Source organism: Mitsuaria sp. GD03876 (assembly GCF_029840635.1).
Taxonomy (GTDB): domain Bacteria; phylum Pseudomonadota; class Gammaproteobacteria; order Burkholderiales; family Burkholderiaceae_C; genus Roseateles.
The window spans coordinates 31,000-49,077 of record NZ_JAOCCU010000036.1; the positions used below are offsets into that span (position 1 = coordinate 31,000).

Genomic DNA, 18,078 nt, shown 5'->3' on the forward strand with positions numbered 1-18,078 from the left:
CCCTCACTTGAACCGGTACTGCGCGGACAGGTAGAAGAACCGTCCGCGCGGGTCGGTGTAGCTCGGGTCATAGCCCGAGATGAAGAAGTAGGCCTGGTTCGAGAACGGCGGTGCCTTGTCGAACAGGTTCTTCACCCCCGCGCGGAGGGTGAGGGCGGCGGTGGCGTCCCACCCGCCCGACAGGTCCCAGAGCGAATACGCCTTGACCTTGTTCTTCCCGACGATGAGCCCGGTGTTGGTGTCGATGGCCGAGTTCTGGTCGTCGTAGCCGCTGTAGAAGGTGTTGGCGAGGTTCACGCTCCACGGTCCTTGCGACCAGTCGAGGTTGAGCCGATGCCGCCAGCGCTGCACGACGCCGTCGGTGACGAAGCGGCCGAGGTTGGAGACGTAGGGATCCCCGTCCCCGGTCTGCTTCTTCGAACTGAGCGTCAAGGTTCCGACCAGCTTCACGCCGAAGCGCCCCAGCGCCGTCGCCGGCGAGCGGTACTGCAGCGTCATGTCGAGGCCCGAGGCCTTCTGCTTGCCGCGGTTCTCCTTGCGCAGCTCGATGTAGCAAATGCTCGAGTCGTCCGGGTCGTAGTCGCAGCCCGCGAGGCCTTCGTCCTCGTTGTAGCGGTGGACCAGCGGCTCGTACTTGGCGAGGTTGCCGAGGATCACGTCGTCGCCGAGCGTGCTGATCAGGTCGCGCTTCTCGATGTGCCAGTAGTCGAGCCCGAGGCTGAGTTCCGGCGTCGGATCGGCCAGCACGCCGATCGAGAACTGGCGGGACTTCTCCGGCTTCAGGTTGGCGTTGGAGTAGGTCCGCGTGTCCCAGTTGTTGGCGCAGAAGCCGAGGTCGTTGTCGTTCTCGCGCATGCAGACCGGATCGGGCAGCGTCGCCGTCGTCGAGGTCTTGACCGAGCGGTAGAGGTCGTCCATCGACGGCGCGCGGAAGCCGGTGCCGGCCGACGCGCGGAAGGTCAGGTTGTTCATCGGCGCGTAGCGCAGTCCCACCTTCGGGTTGGTCGTCGCCCCCACGCGCTGGTAGTGGTCGTGCCGCAGCGCGAGCTGGATCTCCCACTCCTTGGTGATCGGCGCCAGCAGCTCGCCGTAGGCGGCCCAGACCTTGCGCGAGTTGTTGGTGAACTGCGCGTCGCCCGGCGTCGGGTCGCCGACGATGTTGTCGGAGATGAGCAGGTCGCTCGCCGCCGAGGTCGCCCGCTCGCGCCGCAGTTCCGCGCCGAGCGCGATCGCCAGGTCGCCGCCGCCGAGCTTCATCAGGCTGCGCGTGGCCTTCGCGTCGAGGCTGTCCATCGTGCCGCGCGCGCGCCGCACTTCCTGGTTGATGTTGTTGTCGCGCAGGAAGGCCAGGCCGGCCTGGCTCGACGGACCGAACGGGTTGAGCACGCCGTCGGCGTAGGCCTGCATCGTCAGGTCGTAGGGCAGGTAGCCGCGCACGTCGCGGTCGGCGACGCGGTTGGTGCTGTGGTTGTAGCCCCAGTCGTAGTCCCACGCGCCCAGCGTGCCGGTCATGCCGACGACGATCCGGCTGCCGGTGCTGACGATCTCGCTGGCGCGCGGCCCGGCCTCCAGCATGCGGGTGCGCACGGTGATGACGCGGTTGTCCTCGGCGTTCGGATCGTCGGGGCCGCCCAGGCCGGTCGCGGCCAGCTGCGGGATCATCGACACGTCCAGGTCGGCGTCGATCCGGTTGCTGGTGCCGACGTACCAGCTCTTGCTGCGGGTGTAGGCCGCCTCGACGAAGGCCTCGTGCCGGTCGCCGAGCTTGAGCACGCCGCGGCCCAGGAAGCTGCCCTTGTCCGACTTCGGATAGAGCTCCAGGTCGCGCATGTAGTCGTAGGTGCAGCCGTCCACGCCGCCGATGCCGTCGGGCAGGTACAGCGAATGCGGCGGCTGGCAGTTCGGCGCGCTCAGGTTGATGGTGCGCGTGGAGATCGGCCGTCCGCCGATCGAGAAGCCGGCGTCCCTCAGGAAGTTGCGCTGGTCGGTGGAGAGCCGGATGTTGCCCGGGAAGCTCGCCGAGGACAGCAGGTGCGGCAACCGCTCCGGGATGCGCAGGTCGGAGATGAAGTCGCGTTGCGAGGTCCTGAGCGCGCCGGTCTTCTGGAAGTCCAGCACGCCCATGATGTTGAAGCCGTCGCGCGCGAGGTCGCCATGGCCGGCGGCGATCGACGCGGTGCGCTTGCCGGCGCCGCCTTCACCGGACTTGCCGCCGTAGACGTCGAGCTGCACGCCCTGGTAGTCCTTGCGGGTGATGAAGTTGACGACGCCGCCGATCGCGTCGGTGCCGTAGATCGCGGACGCGCCGTCGAGCAGCACTTCCACGCGCTCGATCGCCGCGGCGGGGATGTTGTTGAGGTCGACGCCGTTGTCGTCGCCGGGCGAGGCGAAGTTGGCCATGCGCCGGCCGTTGAGCAGCACCAGCGTGGACGAGGTGCCCAGCCCGCGCAGGTTGGCCGAGTTGAAGCCCATCTGGTCGCGGAAGCCGCCGGTGCCGATGCTGACGCCGTCGGTCAGCGCATTGCTCATCGAGGAGACGGTGGCCATCAGCTCGGCGGCGGTGGTGACGCCGGCCTTGACGATGTCGTTGCGGGTCAGCACCTGCACCGGCAGCGCGCCCTCGTCGGCGATGCGCTTGATCGCGGAGCCGGTGACCTCCACCCGCTGCAGCCGTTGCGCCGGCGCGGAGGCGGCGGGGTCGGGCGGCGCCACCTGCGCCAGCGCCGGGCCGGCGGCGGCGATCAGCGCCGCGAGCGCGAGGCGCCGGTACCGGCGCGGCGGACGATGCGAAACGCGCGGGGGACGGACGATCATGGCGGGCTCCCTGTTGCCGGTCATGCCGATGCGGCGGCGGTTGGCGTGGCTCTGACGGACCAGTCTAGGGAGCGACCCGTCACGGACAAGGGTGTTGACCCGGGGCCGTCGCGACGAGGCAACTCCGATGTGACCAACGGTCACCCGCCGTGGGGTGGGCGACGCTATCTTTGCCCCCTGCCATCCCCCTTCGTCCGACCCGTCCCCCTCCCGGGGCGGTTTCAACTGGTGACCCGATGCCGCCGGTCCGCGGCCTGAGGCCTTGACGATGATCGATCGCTGTTTCCCGCGCCGCGCCGCCGGCCTGTTCGCCGTGATGCTGGCCCTCGCGGCGATCTCGGCGGTGGCGCCGCCCACCGCGCGGGCGGCCGCGCCCACCTTGCCGGCCGCGGCCAAGCCGGTCGCGCGTCCCGCCGCCAAGCCGGCCTCCGCACCTGCCGCGAACCTCGCGGCCTCGTCGCCTGACGCCGGGGCAACGCCTGCCCCCGCGGGCGACCGCGATGTCCCCATTAAAGGCCACGCGATGGCCATCGGCGGCGCGCTGAAGTCGGACAACGACGAGGTGTGGAACCGCCTGATCGCGCTGGCCGGTGGCCGGGGCGCGCGCTTCGTCGTGTTCGGCACCGCGGCCGAGGACCCGGAGGCCAGCGCCAAGCAGGTCGTCGAGCAGCTGCAGCGCCGCGGCGCGGTGGCCGAGGCGCTGCCGGTCGCGCCGCGGTTCTCGTGGGTCGACCTGAACAAGGTGGTGCGCGACGCGGCGCTGATCGCCAAGGTGCGCAACGCCAAGGGCATCTTCTTCACCGGCGGCTCGCAGGAGCGCATCGTCGACGTGCTGTTCCCCGGCGGCCACTCGACGCCGATGCTCGACGCGATCTGGGACGTCTACCGCCGCGGCGGCGTGGTGGCCGGCACCTCCGCCGGCGCCGCGGTGATGAGCACCGTGATGTTCCGCGACGCGCCCAGCGTCATCAGCATCCTCAAGGGCCAGTGGGAGGAGGGCAAGCAGATCGACCGCGGGCTGGGCTTCGTCGGGCCGGGCCTGTTCGTCGACCAGCACTTCCTCAAGCGCGGGCGGTTCGGCCGCATGGTGCCGCTGATGCTGGCCAAGGGTTACAAGCTCGGGCTGGGCGTCGACGAGAACTCCGCCGCCGTGATCCGCGGCGACGAGGTCGAGATCCTGGGCCACAAGGGCGCGCTGCTGGTGGACTTGAGCGAGGCGAGTTCGGACCGCCAGCTCGGCGTGTTCAACCTGAAGAACGCCAAGCTGACCTACCTCGACCACGGCGACCGGATGAACCTGCGCACCCGCGGCGTGACGCCGTCGGCGCTGAAGCTGCGAGGCCAGAGGCTCGAGCCTGGCGCGCCGGACTACAAGCCCTACTACACGCTGCCGCAGTTCTACACGGACATGCTGGGCGACTCGACGATCTCCACGGCGATGTCGATCCTGATCGACAGCGTGCAGCCCGAGTTCCGCGGCTTGAGCTTCGAGGCCGCGCCCAAGGCCGGCGACACGCTGGCCGACCTCGGTTTCCTGTTCCGGCTCTACAAGGGGCCGGGCAGCATCGGCTGGAGCACCGACGAACTCGGGCCCGAGGACTACACCGTCGTCAACCTGTACCTGGACGTGACGCCGGTGCGCATGCCGCTGCCCCTGTTCGCGCCCTGGCCGGCGGACCGCCGGCCGCGCCAGTCCGCGCCGCCCGAGGAACCGCCGCCCGACGAGCGCCCCTCGCAGGACTGAGCGCCGCCGGGCCCGTGCCGGGCACCGCCCGGCATGTCGATTGCTGTCGGCCTGCGCAAAGCCGCTAGCATGCGGCGTTCGCCCTTTCCTGGAGTCTCCTGCGTTGTCGCGAAAACTTCTCACCCCCGGGCGGGCCGCCTTCGGGGCGGCCCTGCTGCTGCTGGCGGCCTTGGGCCTGCCCGTCGCGGCGCAGCCCCAGCCCGCGCCGGTCTCGCCGGTCCCGCCCCCCAGCGCGCCGGCCGCCGCGGCCAGCCAGGCGACGGCGTCGGCACCGGTCTCGGCCAGCGCCCGCCGGCTCTATGACCGCAGCCGCGCCCAGCTGCTGCAGGTCCGCACGCTGTTCAACGGCAGCCAGGCCTCGGTGGGCTCGGGCTTCGTGGTCAGCGCCGAGGGCCACGTCATCACCAACTACCACGTCGTCAGCCAGCACGCGCTCGAGCCCGAGCGCTACCGGCTGCAATACCAGACCCCCGAGGGCGACGGCGGCGACATCGAGCTGCTGGACTTCGACGCCCGGCGCGACCTGGCGCTGCTGCGCATCGTGGCCAAGGGCGGCGACCCGAAGGCCGATCCCAAGGGCGTGGTCGCGCGCATGACCGGCACGCCGCTGGTGTTCCGCAAGGCGGACCAGCCGCTGGGCAAGGGCGAGCGCATCTATTCGATGGGCAATCCGCACGACGTCGCGTTCGCCGTCGTCGAGGGCACCTACAACGGCCTGGTGGAACGCAGCTTCGACCCGCTGATCTACTACTCCGGCTCGATCAACCCGGGCATGAGCGGCGGGCCGGTGCTCGACGAGGACGGCGAGATCGTCGGCATCAACGTGTCCACGATGATCTTCGCGCAGCAGATGAGCTTCCTCGTGCCGGCGCAGCACGCGGCCGCGCTGCTGGCGCGCAGCCGTGGCGCGGCGCCGATGAAGGGCGCCGCCTGGCCCAAGCTGCGCGAGCAGCTGATGGCCTACCAGGACGAGCTCTCGCGCAACTTCCTGGCGCAGCCGTGGCGCACGCTGACCCACCCGCGCTACCGCTTCCCGATCCCGCAGGAGCAGTACATGCGCTGCTGGGGCAGCGGCACCTCCGCCGACGCGCAGGGCCTGCAGATGCAGCGCACGCAATGCCGGATGGAGCACGCGCTGTTCATCAGCGAGACGCTGCAGACCGGTTACTTCGGCGTCACCGAGGAGGTCTACGACGGCAGCAAGCTCGGCGCGATCCGCTTCGCCAACATCTACTCCGCCAGCTTCCGCAACGAGCGCCTGGGCGGTCCCGACCGCGACCGCACCGCGCCTTACTGCAAGGAGGACTTCGTCCAGCAGAAGGACGGCCCGCCGCTGCGCGCGGTGGCCTGCCTGCGCGCCTACCGCAAGCTGGAGGGGCTGTTCGACCTGACGGTGCTGGTCACCAACGTGGATGCCGCCACCGAGGGCGCCCTGGGCCGCTTCGACGCCCGCGGCGTCAGCTTCGCGAATGCCACCAAGCTGACGCGCCACTACCTGCAAGGATTCGCATGGACCACGCCGCGGTAATCGAGATCGTCGACCGGGACGGTCATTGCCGGGAATCCCACAAGGTGCGCGCGTGGCCGCTGCGCATCGGGCGGTCGCCGGAATGCGACCTGGTGCTGCCGGATCCGCACCTGGCCGGCGCGCATGCGCTGCTGCACTGGGACCGCGGCGAACCCGCCGCCGAACGCGCCGACGAGATGCAGGCGGCCGACGCGGCGCCCGCCGCCGGCGGCCCGGTGCTGGAGCTGCTGCCCAGCCAGAACGGCGGCTGGCTCGACGGGCGCCGGCTCGCGACGGGCAGCCGCGCGGCGTGGCCGTCGTCGGCGCTGCTGCAGATCGGCACGACGCGGCTGCGGCTGCGGACCTCGCTGGACGCGTTGCCGGCCGAGAAGCCGCTGAACCGCGCCGACGAGCCGGTCAAGCGCGACGCGCGGCCGTCGTGGTCGCTGCCGGCGATGCTGGTGGTGTGGGCGCTGATCCTGTGGGGCACGAACTGGGCCTCTAACGACGGCTCCGCGACCTGGGTCGACACCGTCAGCGCGCTGCTGGCGCCGGTGGGCGTGGCGCTCATCTGGGCGGCGCTGTGGGCGCTGGTGACGCAGCTGTTCCGGCACTGGTTCGCGTTCGGCGCGCACCTGTGGCGCGCGCTGGTCGCGACCGTCGCGATGCAGTTGCTCGAACTGCTGCTGCCGCTGGGCGCCTATGCGTTCAACGCGCCGCGCCTGCTGGCGCTGGAGACGCTGGTGATGTCGGTCGGCGCGGCGCTGCTGCTGTGGTGGCATGCGACCGTCGTCTGGCCACGCGCCTCGCGGCGCCTGGCCGTGGGCATCGGCGCGATGTGCGTGGTCGGGCTCGTGCTGACCGTCGGCCGCAGGACCGAGCAGCAGTACTGGCTCGGCCCCAACTACATGGCCACCCTGGCGCCGCCGTCGCTGCGCGTCGCCTCGCCCAAGTCGGTGGACAGCTTCATCGACGGCATGGAGAAGCTCGAGGCACCGCTGCTCAAGCAGGCGGCGAAGCGCAACGACCAGGCCGGCGGGAGCGGGGACAACGAGGAGTGACCTTCACGCCGGGGGCCAACAACCCCTGGCCCGCCCTGAGCCGCGTGGTAAAGAATCCCTCGCCCCCGTGAGGGGGAGAGGGCAGGGTGAGGGGGAGGGGGAGGGCTGCTGGCTGGTGCTGATGCACCCCGAAGACCCCTCACCCCGGCCCTCTCCCCGCACGCGGGGCGAGGGAGTTCTCGGGGGGCCTCGCGAGGCGGTGCGAGGGAATCGTCGAGCGATCAGGCGGTGGCCGCCGGCGCCGTGACCCGCCGGGGTGCGGTGCGCCGGCGCAGCCAGGCGACCACCGGCAGTTCGATGCAGCGGCCGATCAGCCAGCCGCCCAGCACCGCCGCCGCGACCGCGATCGCGAAGACCACGACCTCCGGCAACGCGCGGTAGAGGCCGGCCTTGGCCAGCAGCCCCAGCACCACGTTGATCAGCAGGCAGTGGCCGAGGTAGAGCGAGTACGACACCGCGCCCAGCCGCGACAGCCACGCCGGCGTGCGCGCGGCGCGGCGCTGCTCCATCGCCACCAGCGTCAGCAGCACCGCCGAAGAGGCCAGGCCCAGCGCCACGCGGCCGCCGAAGCCATGCGCGCCGAACGGCCCGCTGCGCTCCAGGATCACGGCCGCGACGAAGGCCGCCGCGACCAGCCACCCCTGACGCTGCACCAGCGGCAGCAGACCGCGGCGCGCGACGAGCCCGGTGGCCACGCCGATCAGGAATTGCAGGCAGTGCGGATCGCCCAGCTTGAGCGGCAACGGGCCGGGCAGGGTGCCGAAGGCCTGCGCCACCACCAGCACCGCCCAGGCGCCGTACAGCGCCAGCCCGGCCCGCAGATGGAGCAGCAGCACGCAGAAGCTCAGGTAGAAGAGCACCTCGTACTGCAGCGACCAGGCGACGCCGACGTACTCCGGCGCCTGCCCGCCGATCCACAGCAGCAGCGTGCCGGGGATGTCGTCCGCGCCCAGCGTCGACACCGGCGTGCGTCCCGCCAGCCAGCGCGAGGCGATCGACGGCGCCGCCGTCATCGCCAGCACCATCCAGTAGATCGGGAACACGCGCACGAACCGCTTCCACAGGTAGCCGGGGCAGCGCGCCGCGCCGCGTCCCAGTTCCGCGTGGTGGACGTAGGTGATGATGAATCCGCTCAGGACGAAGAAGAAATCGACACCGACGTAACCGAAGTCGAACACCCCGCCCAGCGCGACATGTCCCGAGAACTGCGGCACCCGCATCAGGTGCGTCGCATGCATGAGCACCACCGCCAGCGCGGCGAGCGCGCGGGCGGCCTCGATCGAGGCCAGCTTCGGGGCGTGGTCGGGGGTCGGGGGCATGGCGCGGAGGCGGTCGGCGAGCCTGGGCAGGCCAGCACGTTAAGCCGCCGCCGCGCGGTGCGCTCGCCGCACGGCCCCTGGGACGAGGGAACCCTTCCAGGGGACAGCCCGCGCGGCGACCGCGTGACGACCGCGTTCGCGGGCCGTCCGCACCTGGCGCAAGACCGCCGCAATGGCGCCGGAATGGCGCGGGGATGCGGCAGGAATCGGTCGGAATCGGCCGGGTCAGTTGGCCGTCAGTCGTTTTTCCATGAAGACGGCCGACGGGTCCGCGGGGTCGCCGCGGAACGGCGCGCGGCGGTCGTAGCCGAGCGTTTCGTAGAGCCTGAGCGCCTCGGGCTGGTGCACGCCGGTCTCCAGCCGCGCCGTTTCGATGCCGCGCGCGCGCAAGTGGGACTCGAGCTCCTCCATCAGGACCTTGGACAGGCCACGTCCCCGGAACTGTGGCTGAACGAACATCCGCTGGATCTCGCCGTAGGCGCCGTCGTCGCCGTCCACGACCTTGACCGCGGCGCATCCGGCCAGCCATTCGGCCAGCCACACGCCTATGAAGCGCACCTGCGGCTGGGCCAGCGCGTGCGGGTCCTCGAGGGCGGGGTTGCCGTTCGGATGAAGGGCCGCCAGGTACGCGTCCGATTGCGCCAGCAGGGACATCGCGGCGGGGCTGCGGGGGTCGAGGGGTTGGATCTGCATGATCCCGAAGGTAGCAACCGATGTGCCCAGCGGTCCTCGACGTCCTGCAAGGGGTTGCAAGCCAATGTTCGCTTGCAAATCGTCATAAGGGTGAAGCAAGCCGATAGGCCGGATTCTGTGCGCGGGTCCTCTTGCGATTCCCCGCGTGACCGCCATTCCTCTGGGCCGGGCATCGCTGCCCGGCTCGGTGCCACCTACCCGCCAGCTCTGCGAGCCGCATCGACGCTGGCCTACTTGGTGTTGCTGCGCGTAGAGATTGCCCGTTTCACCCGGAGCGGGCTTGCGCCCGCTCCGACTCGTCTCTGTTGCTCTGATCCTCGGCTTTCGCCGGGCAGCCGTTAGCTGCTACGCCGCTCTATGCAGTCCGGACCTTCCTCCAGTGCCGTGTTTCCACGATCGCACCAGCGGCGGTCTGGCTTGCTTCACGGGGCGGGAGTCTACCCGACCAGCAGCGCCTCGATCGTCGTCTGCACCGCCAGCGCCTCGGCGAAACCGGGCAGGCTGTGCGATCGGCCCTCCAGCATCGCGGCCCAGTGGTAGAGCTGGTCGGTCATGCCGTTCATGCGCAGCGTCTCCGCGTCGCCCAGGCTCTGCACCCGCTCGCCCTGGCGCTGCTGGGTGACGCCGAACCAGTCGCGCAACTCGATCTCGCCCTCGCTGGCGCGCCACAGCATGCGGTTGTCGTCGGCGCGATCGCCGCCCAGCGACGCCCGGATCGTCACCGGCACGCCCGCGGCGACCAGCTCGGCCTCGAGCGCGCGCTCCGAGCCGATGCCGTCCTCCGGATAGTCGACCTGGCTGCGCACGACCTGCGCCGGGCCCAGCACCCGCTGCAGCACGAAGATGAAGTGCGACAGCACCTCGCGCGCGAAGCCGCCCTCGGCCCGCTGCGAGAGCCAGGCGCCCGCGCCGGCCTGCCACGGCCGCGGCCAGGCGGCGAAGCGCAGCTCGATGCTGACCTCGTTGAGCGCGCCCAGCGGCCGGCGCGAGGCCGCGCCGAAGGCCAGCTGCAGCTGCGCCAGCCCGGTCGACGACGCCAGCGAGTAATTCACCGCCGCGCGCCGCTGCTCCCGGCCGATGCGCTCGATGCAGGCGCGCGCGGCGGCGAAGTCGGTGGTCAGCGGCTTCTCGCACAGCACCGCCAGCCCGGCGTCGAAGGCGCGCTCGGTCAGCGCGATGTGCGGCCCCGGCGGCGTGGCGATGTACAGGCCGTGCAGGCCCGGCTCGCGGATCAGCGCCTCGGCGCCGGTGGCGGCCCGCAGCAGCGGGTAATGCGCCAGCGCCCGCGCCAGCACCTCGGGGTTCTCGTCCCAGACGCGGGTGACCCGCAGGCGCGCGTGCCCGGCCAGCCGCGCCAGCATCCGCTGGCCCATCACGCCGAGTCCCACCACCCCAATGCTCAACACGCCTGGCACCGCCGTCTCCGCCCGAAGTTCGCAAAGCTTCGCAGTGTAGGGGCCCCGCCACACTGGCCGACGCCGTCCGGCGGCACCGGGCGACCCGCGCACGCGATCCTCGCAAGCGGCGTTCCCGGCCGCCATGACCGTCGCCGCGGCGGCCCGCCGGGGGTATCGTCGGCGGCTTCCTCGCACGCTCGCATCGCACGCATGAATCCCGAAGCCAGCCAACTGTGGCGCGCGCCGCGCTGGGCCCTCGCCATCCTGCTGGCCGCGCTGGCCACGGTGGGGCCGTTCTCCATCGACACCTACATCCCGGCCTTCGCCGGCATCGCCAAGGCGCTGGACGCCACGCCGGTGCAGATGCAGCAGACGCTGTCGGGCTACCTGCTGGGCTTCGCGGTGATGAACCTGTTCCACGGCGCGCTGTCGGACAGCTTCGGCCGCCGCCCGGTGGTGCTGTGGGGCATGGCGGTCTTTGCGCTGTCGTCGCTGGGCTGCGCGCTGGCCGGCAGCATCGGCCAGCTGGTGTTCTGGCGCACGGTGCAGGGCCTGTCGGCGGGCGCCGGCGTGGTCGTGTCGCGCGCGATCATCCGCGACATGTTCCCGCCGTCGGAGGCGCAGCGGGTGATGTCGCAGGTGACGATCTTCTTCGGCCTGGCGCCGGCGATCGCGCCGATGATCGGCGGCTTCCTGTACGTGCATGCCGACTGGCACGCGATCTTCTGGTTCCTGGTCTTTGTCGGCGCGCTGCTGTTCGCCGTCACCTGGCGCCTGATGCCCGAGACGCTGCACCGCGACCACCGCCAGCCCTTCCACGTCGGCTCGCTGCTGCGCGGCTACCGCTCGCTGGTGGGCAGCCGCCGCTTCCTGCTGCTGGCGCTGGCCAGCGGCATCCCGTTCAACGGCATGTTCCTGTACGTGCTGGCCGCGCCGGTGTTCCTGGGCGAGCACCTGGCGCTGCAGCCGACCCAGTTCTTCATCTTCTTCCTGTTCAGCATCGGCGGGATCATGGGCGGCGCCTGGCTCAGCGGCCGCCTGGCCGGCAACATCACGCCGCGCAAGCAGATCCGGCGCGGCTTCCTGATCATGGGCGTCACCTCGATCGCCAACGTCGCGTGCAACCTGACGCTGGCGCCCAGCCCGTACTGGGCCTTCCCGCTGATCAGCAGCTTCGCCTTCGGCTGGGCGCTGATGGTGCCGGTGGTGACGCTGCTGGTGCTGGACCAGGCGCCCGAGCGCCGCGGCATGGCGTCCTCGCTGCAGGCCTGCATCGGCAGCGCCGCCAACGGCCTGGTGGCCGGCGTGCTGGTGCCGCTGGTGATGCACTCGACGGTCACGCTGGCGCTGGCCTCGGCCGCGATGATGTGCATCGGGCTGGTGTCCTGGACCTGGGTCAAGCGCGACATCCCGGCGCCGCCCGCGCCCGCCGCCTGAATCGGCGCTCCGCGCTCCGCCCGCGGGCGCGCCGGATCCGTCACGGTCGGCGTGCGGTCCGCGCTGCCTGACCCGGCCGCCGGGCTCAAGAACCGTCGCCAGGCTCCGAAATAGACAGGACGAGCCCGCGCCCCGCGCGGCTGCCGCCCGCTCTCCCTTCCGCCCCGGAGCCCGTTCCATGCCTCACCGTCCCGGCCTCGGCGCCTTGCTGCCGGCCGCCCTTTGCCTGTCCCTGCTGCTGGCCGGCGCCGCCCGCGCGGCCGAGCCGCCCGCGTCCGCGCCCGCGCCCGCTCCCAAGGGCGAGGCCCCCGAGCAGTTGCGCGACCGCCTGGCCGAGCGCCTAAAGGACGACACCGCGACGCTCAAGCTGAAGAAGGCGCCGGAGGACGTGCGCACCAGCAACCCGGTGGACCTGCGCGCCCGCCGCGCCGTGGCCAAGCCGGCGGCGGCGGCCTCCGCGGCGAAATCGGCCACGCCCTGGTCCTACGCCGGCGACGGCGCGCCCGACCGCTGGGGCCAGTTGCAGCCCGAGTTCCGCCAATGCGCGATCGGTACCCGCCAGAGCCCGATCGACCTGCGCGACACGATCAAGGTCGACCAGGAGGCGATCCAGTTCGACTACAAGGCGAGCAGCTTCTCGGTCGTCGACACCGGCCACACGATCCAGGTGAACGTCGCGCCGGGCAACACGATCCAGGTGATGGGCCGCCGCTACGAGCTGCAGCAGTTCCACTTCCATCGCCCCAGCGAGGAACGCATCAACGGCCGCCAGTACGACATGGTCGCCCACCTGGTCCACAAGGACGCCGAAGGCCGCCAGGCGACGGTGGCGGTGCTGCTGGAGCGGGGCCAGGACCAGGCGCTGATCCAGACGGTCTGGAACCACCTGCCGCTGGAACGCGGCGACACCTACGCCGCGCCGGTGCCGATCGACCTGAACCAGTTGTTGCCCAAGGACCGCGCCTACTTCTCCTACATGGGCTCGATGACGACGCCGCCCTGCACCGAGGGCGTGCTGTGGATGGTGTTCCGCCAGCCGGTGCCGGTGTCGGGCCAGCAGATCTCGGTGTTCTCGCACCTGTACCCGATGAACGCGCGGCCGCTGCAGGCGCAGTCCGGCCGCCTGATCAAGGAATCGAACTGAGGCCCGCCATGGGCCCGCCGACGGCCCGCTGAGGGCCTTCGCGCGCGACGACTGAGCCGCGGGAATCCTGTTTTCCGCTTTGGGCCGGTGCCCGTGACGATCGTCACGGCACCGGCCTTCTTCTTGGTGGAAACCCTTGGTTTGGGGCCGCGGGGCCGTCAAAATCCTCGCCGCCGCACGTGGGACCGGTGCTTGCCTTGAGCTTGGTCAAGGACGTGCGCGCAAAAACTCCCCCAGGAATCCCCATCGTGTTGAAGACCATCAAGTCGCGCCTGATCGCGATCAGCATCCTGATCGTGGTCGCGGCCGTCGCGCTCGCCACCTTCGCCAGCTACTGGGCCGTGCGCGATCACGCGCGCCGCCAGGTGCAGGCGCAGCTGACCGACCTCGCCACCGCCAACGCCTCGGGCGTCGCCGCCTGGGTGAAGACGCAGAAGGACGTGGTCGCCGCGATGGCCCCGGCGGCCACGCTCGAGGACCCGCGCGCCATGCTGACGCAGGCGCAGCAGTCGGGCCGGCTGGACCTGGCCTACGTCGGCGGCGCGGACAAGCGGATGATCTCGATCCCCGACCGCCAGCGCCCGTCGGACTACGACCCCACCGGCCGCGGCTGGTACAAGCTGGCCTCCGGTTCGGACCGGCCGGTGATCACCGCGCCGTACGTGGCGGCGTCGAGCAAGAAGCTGGTCGTGACCTTCGCCAGCGCGGTGCGCGCCGGCGGCGAGCTCAAGGCCGTCACCGGCACCGACGTCGCGCTGGACGACATCGTCGCGACGATGAAGTCGATCAAGCCCACCGCCAGCGGCTTCGCGATGCTGCTGGACAAGCAGGGCACCGTGATCGCCCATCCGGACGCGGCGCTGACGCTCAAGCCGGTGAAGGACCTGTCGGCGGCCATCGACGACGCCTTGCTGGCCACCGCGCACGGCGACGAGCCGACGCTGGCCGAGGTCGGCGATCACCGCTTCTTCCTCAAGGCCATCGACGTGCCGGGCACCGACTGGGTGCTGGTCGCCGCGGCCGAGCGCAACGAGGCGCTGGCCGCGCTGTCGGACGTGCTGCGCAATGCCGGGCTGACGATGCTCGTCGTGACGGCGGTGGCGGCGCTGGTCGCGGCCGCCGCGGTGGGCGCGCTGCTCCAGGGCCTGGCCGGCATCAAGCGCGCGATGAACGACATCGGCGCCGGCGAGGGCGACCTGAGCCAGCGCCTGCAGGTGCGCGGCGAGGACGAGATCGCCGACATCTCGCGCGGCTTCAACCAGTTCATCCACAAGATCGAGCAGGTGATGCTGCAGGTGCGCGAGACCAGCCAGTCGATCGCGGTGGCGTCGCGCCAGATCGCCGCGGGCAACCATGACCTGAGCCAGCGCACCGAGGAGACGGCCAGCAACCTGCAGGAGACGGCCAGCTCGATGGAGGAGCTCAACAGCACCGTGGCCAACAGCGCCGCCAACGCCGACCAGGCGCGCCAGCTGGCCGACACCGCCAGCCGCGTCGCGCGCGACGGCGGCCAGGCGATGGGCCAGGTGGTCTCGACGATGCAGGAGATCAGCGCGAGCTCGCGCCAGATCGCCGACATCATCGGCACGATCGACGGGATCGCCTTCCAGACCAACATCCTGGCGCTGAACGCCGCGGTGGAGGCGGCGCGGGCGGGCGAGCAGGGCCGCGGCTTCGCGGTCGTGGCCGGCGAGGTGCGGGCGCTGGCGCAGCGCTCGGCCGGCGCGGCCAAGGAGATCAAGTCGCTGATCACCGCCAGCGTCGAGCGCGTGGAGACCGGCACCCGCCAGGTGTCGACCGCTGGCGAGACGATGAACGAGGTCGTGGGCAGCGTGCAGCGCGTGGCGCAGATGATCGGCGAGATCAGCCACACCGCGCAGGAGCAGAGCCACGGCATCGGGCAGGTGAACGTGGCGGTCGCGCAGCTGGACCAGGTGACGCAGCAGAACGCGTCGCTGGTCGAGGAATCGGCCGCCGCGGCCGAGAGCCTGAAGGACCAGGCGCAGAAGCTGGCCGACGTCGTCGGCACCTTCCGCCTCAGCGGCGGCCAGGGCTGACGCCGGCGCCGCGGTTCAGGCCGCGGCGTGGAAACACAGGAACATGTCGGCGGCGGAGTCCGCCACCTGGCGCTGCTGCGCCGCGTCCAGCGGCGGCTGGCCCATCGTGATCTGCGGCCAGAACGCGAAGCCCTTCACCAGCGCCTGCAGCTGCGCCGCCGCGAAGGCCGGATCGCTGGTCTTGAGCCGCCCATCCGCCATCGCCGCGCGGATCCAGACGGTCAGGCCCTCCTCGCGCCCGCCCAGCCGGCACAGCATGTCCCGCGCGCGCTGCGGCGCATGGATCGCCTCGGCGATCAACACCCGCGCCAGGTCCAGGAACTGCGGATCGCCGCTCATCGCGAGCTTCTGCTCGATCAGCGTCAGCAGCTGTTCCCGCAGCGGCCGGTCGGCCCGGTAGGGCAGCTTGACCAGCGCCTCGGTCGCGGCCCACAGGCGCTCCAGGATCGCGTCGAACAACGCGTCCTTCCCCTTGAAGTGGTTGTAGACGGTGCGCTTGGAGACCTGCGCGCGCCCGGCGATGCGGTCCATGTTGGCGACCTCGAAGCCGTGCTCGCGGAACTCCGCGATCGCCGCGTCGACGATCGCCTGGCGCTTGCGGTCGGTCAGGCGCAGCGGTTCGGCCTCGCCGCCGGCGTCCGCGGCGGCGGCCCCCTCCACCTCATCGTCCAAGGCGGCGCCAGGCGCGGTCTCGGGCAAGGGCAGGGTGTCGGCGGGGGCGCGGGCGGGGACGTCGGAAGTCATGGGATGCAATCTTACACCGGGGAGTTTACTTTTCCGTTCCTGGTGTCTACACTGCGTCAAAACTACACCGTGTAGTGCAAGTTTTCAAATGCCGACTGCCCGCTCGATCCCCCGTCGCTCGCTGATGAGCCTGTCGCTGACCGCGCTGAGCGGCGTGGTCGCCGTCCTGATTGTTGGAGCCCTTGCCATGACCGCTTCCCGCGTGATGTCCTCCCCCGCGCCGCTGCCCGTTCCGGGGGCTTCGGGCTCGTCCTCCCCCGCGCCGGAGGGTACCCAGCCGGCGCTCGAGTCCTCGCCCCAATGGGCGGACGGCAAGTTCCACAACCCGGCGGTGGAGCCCGACCAGGGCTTCTGGAAGACGGCCGGGATCATGTGGGACTTCCTGTTCCACAAGCCCAAGGGCACGACGCCGGACCAGCCGATCGAGGTGAGGGCGCTGACGCGCGACCAGCTGCTGGCGGCGCCCGACCGGACGCTGTTCCGGCTGGGCCATTCGACGGTGCTGCTCAAGCTGCGCGGCCGCTTCTGGCTGACCGACCCGGTGTTCTCGGAGCGCGCCTCGCCGTTCTCCTGGATGGGCCCGAAGCGCTTCCACGCGCCGCCGATCGCGCTCGACGAGCTGCCGGAGATCGAGGCCGTGATCCTGTCGCACGACCATTACGACCACCTCGACCACGACACGGTGCTGGCGCTGGCGCCCAAGGTGCGCCACTTCGTGACGCCGCTGGGCGTGGGGCAGCGCCTGGTCGACTGGGGCGTGCCGGCGGCCAAGGTGCAGCAGTTCGACTGGTGGCAGGGCACGACGATCGCCGGGCTGCAGCTGACGGCCACGCCGGCGCAGCATTTCTCCGGCCGCGGGCTGAGCGACCGCAACTCGACGCTGTGGGCGTCGTGGGTGCTGGTCGACGACGGGTTGAAGATCTTCTTCAGCGGCGACACCGGTTACTTCGACGGCTTCAAGACGATCGGCGAGCGCTTCGGCCCCTTCGACCTGACGCTGATGGAGACCGGCGCCTACGACCCGCGCTGGCCCTATGTGCACATGCAGCCGGAGCAGACGATGCAGGCGCACGTCGACCTGAACGGCAAGCGGCTGCTGCCGATCCACAACGGTACCTTCGACCTGGCGATGCACCGCTGGCAGGACCCGTTCGAGCGCATCAGCGCGCTGGCGCGGCTGCGCAACGTGGAACTGGTGACGCCGGTGATCGGCGCGCCGCTGGCGATCGAGCAGCCGGGCGCGACGCCGCAGTGGTGGGCCGCCGAAGGCGCCGGATCCGCCGCGCCGCTGCCGCCGAACGCGGCGCCCTCGGCCGCGACGCCCTGACGCCACCCCGATGACGGGCGCGGCCTGGCCGCGCCATCTCCCCCCACCGAGCCCGGCCCTGCCGGGCTTTTTGCATTCCTCCCACTTTTCCACCACCCTGGGCACGTTTTCGGCCCATTTGGGGGCCTGCGGCCCACCGCCGGGGGGACTGATCGCGGCATCGGGCGCGGCGCGCGTGTCCCGGTTTCAGGTGGGTACGACCATCGGTTTGAGTTGATCCATCACTTCCACACCAGTTGTTAAGTCCTTCATTTTGAACAACTTTTTTTTGGCATGATGACTCCAATATAGGAGCTAAGTAATTGATTTGATTGGGAAAAACGCCAAATTTCCTTGACCGGACAGCCTCCCGCCATTAAAGTGGGAGAAAGTGCAATTCGGTGGGGCAAAGTGGCGAATGTCGTGTTTCAGGGGGCGAGTGCCTTGGCGTTGGACGCCAAGGGGCGCTTGACCGTCCCTGCACGGCACCGCGAGGTCCTGCAGGCGCTGTGCGGCGGCCAGCTCACGCTGACCAAGCACCCGGAAGGCTGCCTGATGGTCTTCCCCCGTCCCGCGTGGGAACAGTTCCGCGACAAGGTCGCCGCGCTGCCGATGTCGGCGGCCGGCTGGAAGCGCGTGTTCCTGGGCAACGCCCAGGACGTCGAGATCGACGGCGCCGCCCGCGTGCTGATCGCGCCCGAGCTGCGCGCCTCGGCCGGGCTGCAGAAGGACACCATGCTGCTGGGCATGGGCAGCCATTTCGAGCTCTGGGACGCCCAGGCCTACGCCGCCCACGAGGCCGCCATCATGCAGTCCGAGATGCCCGCGGCCCTGCAGGACTTCAGCTTCTGAGCG

General features: G+C 71.0%; 13 protein-coding genes and 1 other RNA gene. 8 read left to right on the forward strand and 6 right to left on the reverse strand.

Annotated features, from left to right (window positions below):
* Positions 1–3: 3 nt before the first annotated feature.
* Positions 4–2,814: a TonB-dependent receptor gene (locus N5D62_RS20610; protein ID WP_279759765.1), complete on the reverse strand. Its 2,811-nt coding sequence runs from the start codon at positions 2,812–2,814 to the stop codon at positions 4–6.
* A gap of 268 nt (positions 2,815–3,082) precedes the next feature.
* On the opposite strand from N5D62_RS20610, the gene N5D62_RS20615 reads away from it, so the two are divergent.
* The 3 genes from N5D62_RS20615 to N5D62_RS20625 all read left to right on the forward strand — a co-directional run bounded on the left by N5D62_RS20615 (position 3,083) and on the right by N5D62_RS20625 (position 7,126).
* Entirely contained in the window at positions 3,083–4,558 is a 1,476-nt protein-coding gene (locus tag N5D62_RS20615; RefSeq protein WP_279759766.1) for a cyanophycinase, read from the forward strand.
* A 103-nt stretch (positions 4,559–4,661) separates the two neighbouring features.
* The gene (locus N5D62_RS20620; protein ID WP_279759767.1) at positions 4,662–6,086 is read left to right on the forward strand and encodes a serine protease; all 1,425 of its coding nucleotides are present in this window, start codon (positions 4,662–4,664) and stop codon (positions 6,084–6,086) included.
* Positions 6,068–7,126 carry an FHA domain-containing protein gene (locus N5D62_RS20625; protein WP_279759768.1) on the forward strand — a complete coding sequence of 353 codons (1,059 nt, stop codon included), beginning with the start codon at positions 6,068–6,070 and terminating at the stop codon, positions 7,124–7,126. The genes N5D62_RS20620 and N5D62_RS20625 overlap by 19 nt, the downstream gene beginning before the upstream one ends.
* A gap of 221 nt (positions 7,127–7,347) precedes the next feature.
* Here N5D62_RS20625 and N5D62_RS20630 read toward each other — a convergent pair whose 3' ends face one another.
* From N5D62_RS20630 to N5D62_RS20645, 4 genes are all read right to left on the reverse strand, one after another.
* Positions 7,348–8,445, reverse strand: coding sequence for an acyltransferase (locus N5D62_RS20630; protein WP_279759769.1), 1,098 nt, complete (start codon positions 8,443–8,445; stop codon positions 7,348–7,350).
* 225 nt (positions 8,446–8,670) lie between these two features.
* Entirely contained in the window at positions 8,671–9,138 is a 468-nt protein-coding gene (locus N5D62_RS20635; RefSeq protein ID WP_279759770.1) for a GNAT family N-acetyltransferase, read from the reverse strand.
* A gap of 88 nt (positions 9,139–9,226) precedes the next feature.
* An RNA gene (rnpB, locus tag N5D62_RS20640) (RNase P RNA component class A) lies at positions 9,227–9,562 on the reverse strand.
* A gap of 13 nt (positions 9,563–9,575) precedes the next feature.
* Positions 9,576–10,544, reverse strand: a complete 969-nt coding sequence (locus N5D62_RS20645) for a Gfo/Idh/MocA family oxidoreductase (protein ID WP_279759771.1) — start codon at positions 10,542–10,544, stop codon at positions 9,576–9,578.
* A gap of 201 nt (positions 10,545–10,745) precedes the next feature.
* Here N5D62_RS20645 and N5D62_RS20650 point away from each other — a divergent pair, with 201 nt between their 5' ends.
* From N5D62_RS20650 to N5D62_RS20660, 3 genes are all read left to right on the forward strand, one after another.
* Positions 10,746–11,972, forward strand: coding sequence for a multidrug effflux MFS transporter (locus N5D62_RS20650; protein ID WP_279759772.1), 1,227 nt, complete (start codon positions 10,746–10,748; stop codon positions 11,970–11,972).
* Positions 11,973–12,150: 178 nt separating this feature from the next.
* Complete coding sequence (locus tag N5D62_RS20655) at positions 12,151–13,116, forward strand: carbonic anhydrase family protein (protein WP_279759773.1); 966 nt, start codon at positions 12,151–12,153, stop codon at positions 13,114–13,116.
* Between the two features lie 248 nt (positions 13,117–13,364).
* On the forward strand, positions 13,365–15,173 hold the full coding sequence (locus tag N5D62_RS20660; protein WP_279759774.1) for a methyl-accepting chemotaxis protein: 1,809 nt from the start codon (positions 13,365–13,367) through the stop codon (positions 15,171–15,173).
* A 15-nt stretch (positions 15,174–15,188) separates the two neighbouring features.
* On the opposite strand, the gene N5D62_RS20665 is transcribed toward N5D62_RS20660, so the two are convergent.
* Positions 15,189–15,917 carry a TetR/AcrR family transcriptional regulator gene (locus N5D62_RS20665; protein WP_279759775.1) on the reverse strand — a complete coding sequence of 243 codons (729 nt, stop codon included), beginning with the start codon at positions 15,915–15,917 and terminating at the stop codon, positions 15,189–15,191.
* A gap of 88 nt (positions 15,918–16,005) precedes the next feature.
* Here N5D62_RS20665 and N5D62_RS20670 point away from each other — a divergent pair, with 88 nt between their 5' ends.
* On the forward strand, positions 16,006–17,244 hold the full coding sequence (locus tag N5D62_RS20670; protein ID WP_279759776.1) for an MBL fold metallo-hydrolase: 1,239 nt from the start codon (positions 16,006–16,008) through the stop codon (positions 17,242–17,244).
* Between the two features lie 402 nt (positions 17,245–17,646).
* Positions 17,647–18,075, forward strand: a complete 429-nt coding sequence (mraZ, locus tag N5D62_RS20675) for a division/cell wall cluster transcriptional repressor MraZ (protein ID WP_279759777.1) — start codon at positions 17,647–17,649, stop codon at positions 18,073–18,075.
* Positions 18,076–18,078 lie beyond the last annotated feature (3 nt).